Here is a 3,800-nt window from a genome sequence, read left to right on the forward strand (position 1 = left end):
GTCCCTGGGGGCTCCGCCCCCAGACCCCCCGTATCGCGCTTCGCGCTCGTCCTCAAACGCCGGACAGGCTGAAAGTCTCCGGCGCCGGCCGGGTCAAGAAACCTTCAGTACCGCCTTCCCCCTGTTCGCCCCCGCCTGCAGCACCCGATGAGCCTCCGCCGCGTTCTCCAAGAGGTACTCGTCCGTGATGTCGATGCGTACGGCGCCGGAGGCGGCCAGGGAGAGGGACCTGGGGGCGTGGGTGCGCAGGAGGGCGGGGTCTCGGCGGGCGAGGTCGCCGATGTTGTAGCCGGTGAGGGTGCGGTTGTTCTTCCAGAGGGCGAGGACGGGGAGGTGGAGGTCGGGGTGGCGGGCCGCTTCGCCGTAGACGGCCACGCGGCCGAAGGGGGCGAGGACGTCGAAGCTCGCCAGCCGGGTGGGACCGCCGACCGGGTCGAGGACGATGTCGACGCCCCGACCGCCGGTCGCCTCGCGTACGGCGTCCACGAAGCCTTCGCGGACGAACACCGCCTCGTAGCCGAAGCGCCTCGCGTACTCGGCCTTTTCCGGTGTGCTGACTGTGCCGTACACGGCGCCGGCCCCCAGCGCGCGGGCCAACTGCGCCGCCGCCGAGCCGACGCCGCCCGCCGCCGCGTGGATCAGGACCGTGTCGCCGGGGGCGATCCGGGCGGCGCCCGCCAGGACGCCGTACGCCGTGGTCAGGACCAGGGCCGCTGCCCCGCCGGTGCGCAGGCCGAGACCGCCGAGGGGGAAGACGAGGGAAGCGGGAGCGACGGCGTACTCGGCGTAGCCACCCCCGTCGGACAGATACGCGACGACGGCATCCCCGACAGCGAGACCACTCACCCCGCCCCCGCCGGGCTCCCCCAGCCCCACGATCTGCCCAGAGACCTCCAGCCCCGTGACCGTCTCCCCCTCGGGTTGCCCGAAGTCGCCCAGACGGTGCTGCACCTAGCCGTAGTTGACTCCCGCGTAGGCGACGCGGATGAGAACCTCGCCCGGGCCTGGGCGGGGAGTGGGCAGTTCGGTGAGTCGGAGTACCTCGGGTCCGCCGGTCTCGGTGAAAGCGATCGCTCGCATCGTGTGCCCCCTCCGCGGGTGCCGGTCGGCACCCGGTGATCGTTATCGGTCGTATGGCGGTATCGGTCGTAATGGCGGCCGAAACCTGGAGTCCTGACGGCCTATTCCCGTTGCCTGGGCGCAGGGCGGTCCCAATGCTGGAATGCTGGGGTTGTCGTACGAGCGGGGACGGACCCGGCGCGGGCCGGGAGTGGATCCTGGGCGGACCGGGACGTCCCGGTGGTGGCCCGGGGACGGGCTCTGGGGGGCCGAGAATCGTGGAGGACAGGGTGCGGGTGGTCATCGCCGAGGATTCAGTGCTGCTCAGGGAGGGCCTGACCCGGTTGTTGACCGACCGTGGGCATGACGTGGTCGCGGGCGTCGGGGACGGCGAAGCGCTGATCAAGACCATCACCGAGCTGGCGGGCCAGGACGACCTGCCGGACGTGGTCGTCGCCGACGTACGGATGCCGCCGACGCACACCGACGAGGGTGTGCGGGCCGCGGTGCAGCTGCGCAAGGCGCATCCCGGACTCGGTGTGCTGGTGCTGTCGCAGTATGTGGAGGAGCAGTACGCCACCGAACTGCTGGCCGGTTCGAGTCACGGCGTCGGCTATCTGCTCAAGGACCGCGTGGCCGAGGTGCGGGAGTTCGTGGACGCGGTGGTGCGGGTGGCGCAGGGGGGTACGGCGCTGGACCCGGAGGTCGTGGCGCAGCTGCTCGGCCGCAGCCGTAAGCAGGACGTGCTGGCCGGGCTCACTCCGCGGGAGCGGGAAGTACTGGGGCTCATGGCCGAGGGACGGACGAACTCCGCGATCGCACGGCAGCTCGTGGTCAGCGACGGAGCCGTCGAGAAGCACGTCAGCAATATTTTCCTGAAGCTGGGCCTGTCCCAGAGTGACGGGGATCACCGGCGTGTTCTGGCGGTGCTCACCTACCTGAACTCATGATCGTCTGACACTGTGTCAGCAATTGAGCGAGACGCCACGCCCGGCAGGACACCATGCACGGCAACAGGTACGGCGACACGCGCGACCACATGTTCCACGCCAGGCATGGAACTCGGCCAGAACCGGTGGATATGCGGGGAGCGTCTTTCCAGGAAGGACCGGGGGAGAGAAAAATCATGAAAAATCAGGGCGTCAGGCCGTCTCACAAAGGTGTCCATCATCCGAATGGCCGAGGGAAGGACACCCTTACCGACGTAGGGTTGAAAACGGGAAGGTCTGCGGGAAGACCCCTCCCCGACAGCCGCCTCGAGGGAGGTCCAGTTCAGTGACGAGCCAGGTCAGTAGCCCAGCTGAGCACGCCGACGGAGCCGTCGTAGGAGAACAGCGCAAACCGGCGGGGGCGAAAGACGTCCGCCGCCTGGACCGGGTGATCATCCGGTTCGCAGGGGACTCCGGTGACGGTATGCAGCTCACCGGTGACCGCTTCACCTCCGAAACGGCCTCCTTCGGCAATGACCTCTCAACGCTGCCGAACTTCCCCGCCGAGATCCGCGCGCCCGCAGGCACCCTGCCGGGCGTTTCGTCATTCCAACTGCATTTCGCGGACCACGACATCCTCACCCCCGGCGACGCGCCGAACGTCCTGGTCGCCATGAACCCCGCCGCGCTGAAGGCGAACATCGCCGATGTGCCGCGCGGCGGAGAGATCATCGTCAACACGGACGAGTTCACCAAACGGGCGATGCAGAAGGTCGGCTACGCCGGCAGCCCGCTGGAGGACGGCTCCCTGGACGGCTACAACGTCCATCCCGTTCCCCTCACGACCATGACCGTCGAGGCACTCAAGGAGTTCGCGCTCTCCCGCAAGGAGGCCGAACGCTCCAAGAACATGTTCGCGCTGGGTCTGCTGTCATGGATGTACCACCGGCCGACCGAGGGCACCGAGAAGTTCCTGAAGACCAAGTTCGCGAAGAAGCCCGACATCGCCGCCGCCAACATCGCCGCGTTCCGCGCGGGCTGGAACTTCGGCGAGACCACCGAGGACTTCGCGGTCTCCTACGAGGTCGCACCGGCCTCCAAGACCTTCCCGACCGGCACCTACCGGAACATCTCCGGGAATCTGGCCCTCTCCTACGGTCTGATCGCCGCTTCCCAGCAGGCGGACCTGCCGCTCTACCTGGGCTCGTACCCGATCACGCCGGCCTCGGACATCCTGCACGAGCTGAGCAAGCACAAGAACTTCGGCGTGCGCACCTTCCAGGCCGAGGACGAGATCGCGGGCATCGGAGCGGCGCTCGGCGCCGCGTTCGGCGGCTCGCTCGCCGTCACCACGACGTCCGGCCCGGGTGTGGCACTGAAGTCGGAGACGATCGGCCTGGCCGTCTCGCTCGAGCTGCCGCTGCTGGTCATCGACATCCAGCGGGGCGGCCCCTCGACGGGCCTGCCCACCAAGACCGAGCAGGCCGACCTGCTCCAGGCCATGTACGGCCGCAACGGCGAGGCCCCGGTACCGGTGGTCGCGCCCAGAACCCCGGCCGACTGCTTCGACGCGGCTCTGGAAGCGGCCCGGATCGCGCTCACCTACCGCACCCCCGTCTTCCTCCTCTCCGACGGCTACCTGGCCAACGGCAGCGAGCCGTGGCGCATCCCGGAGACCGACGACCTCCCCGATCTGCGCGTCCAGTTCGCCCAGGGCCCCAATCACGTGCTGGACGACGGCACCGAAGTCTTCTGGCCCTACAAACGCGACCCCCAGACCCTCGCCCGCCCCTGGGCGATCCCGGGCACCCC

Annotated in this window: 4 protein-coding genes; 2 read left to right on the forward strand and 2 right to left on the reverse strand. The window is 69.0% G+C overall.

The window, feature by feature from the left end:
* Positions 1-93: 93 nt before the first annotated feature.
* Entirely contained in the window at positions 94-951 is an 858-nt protein-coding gene (locus AB0D27_RS45155) for a zinc-binding dehydrogenase (protein ID WP_362521422.1), read from the reverse strand.
* Positions 952-1,080, reverse strand: coding sequence for a hypothetical protein (locus tag AB0D27_RS45160; protein ID WP_362521424.1), 129 nt, complete (start codon positions 1,078-1,080; stop codon positions 952-954).
* A 269-nt stretch (positions 1,081-1,349) separates the two neighbouring features.
* Between AB0D27_RS45160 and AB0D27_RS45165 the strand changes: the two genes are divergently transcribed.
* Both AB0D27_RS45165 and AB0D27_RS45170 read left to right on the forward strand, forming a co-directional pair.
* The gene (locus tag AB0D27_RS45165) at positions 1,350-2,009 is read left to right on the forward strand and encodes a response regulator transcription factor (RefSeq protein ID WP_362521429.1); all 660 of its coding nucleotides are present in this window, start codon (positions 1,350-1,352) and stop codon (positions 2,007-2,009) included.
* A gap of 325 nt (positions 2,010-2,334) precedes the next feature.
* On the forward strand, positions 2,335-3,800 hold a 1,466-nt coding region (locus tag AB0D27_RS45170; protein WP_362521426.1), incomplete at its 3' end, for a 2-oxoacid:acceptor oxidoreductase subunit alpha.

The sequence above is a fragment of the Streptomyces sp. NPDC048415 genome, from assembly GCF_040651675.1.
Classification (GTDB): Bacteria; Actinomycetota; Actinomycetes; order Streptomycetales; family Streptomycetaceae; genus Streptomyces.

Excerpts from the sequence above, each read along its gene's own strand:
- AB0D27_RS45160 (WP_362521424.1), bottom strand. The coding sequence starts at position 1,080 with ATGCGAGCGATCGCTTTCACCGAGACCGGCGGACCCGAGGTACTCCGA.